Source organism: Micromonospora foliorum (genome assembly GCF_022229015.1).
GTDB classification, from domain to species: Bacteria; Actinomycetota; Actinomycetes; order Mycobacteriales; family Micromonosporaceae; genus Micromonospora; species Micromonospora foliorum.
The window spans coordinates 1-703 of the sequence record NZ_JAKKFF010000471.1; the positions used below are offsets into that span (position 1 = coordinate 1).

Below are 703 nucleotides of genomic sequence, written 5' to 3' on the forward strand. Positions count from 1 at the left end.
CGTGCTGCGGCCACCCCCGGAGAGCCCCGTGACCACCACGAGGGTGGTCTCCGACTCGGCCGCCACCTGCTCGTCATCGGCATCCGGGCCGTCGATCCGGTCACCGGTTGTGCGCGCCTCGCTCACCCGTACCCCCAAGCCGTGGCGCCGCGGCCGCCCTCGGCCGCGATTGGTCAATCAGCGACTCTATCCCGCCACCGGGTCGCCGCCCGGCACCCGTGGCCGGGCGGCGCCCGCGGACCCGTTCGACGGTCGCCCTCCCGACAGCGGGCGCCCTTGATGACGATCAGTAGTTGTCAATACGCTCAACGTGATCGTCGCAGGTCAGACCGACATCTGGAGGGTGCGATGCACGACCTGGCGGACAAGAACAAGTACGTCGGCTTCCTGTTCATGCGGATCAGCCCCGAGTACTTCGCCCTCGGCCGCGAGGGCATCCACGAGATCTCCGCCGAGCACGCCCGCGACCTGGGCCGCTTCGCCAAGCAGCTCACCCACGTCGTCTGCACCGGGGTGAACGGCAGGTACGACCAGGTCACCATGGTCGAGGCCGACACCCTCGAGGAGATCAACGCGGCGGCCACCGCCTTCCGAATGGGCAACAAGGCCCGCTACATCGAGATCGTCGACATCGTGGTCGGAATGAAGGCCCCGCCACGCGGCCTGGCCAACCGGTCCAGCCAGCCCGGCTGACCGCGTCGCC

At 69.4% G+C, this 703-nt stretch carries 1 protein-coding gene; it reads left to right on the plus strand.

From position 1 onward, the window contains the following. The first annotated feature begins 348 nt into the window (after positions 1-348). Positions 349-693 carry a hypothetical protein gene (locus PSH25_RS28325; RefSeq protein WP_238661945.1) on the plus strand — a complete coding sequence of 115 codons (345 nt, stop codon included), beginning with the start codon at positions 349-351 and terminating at the stop codon, positions 691-693. Positions 694-703: the final 10 nt, after the last annotated feature.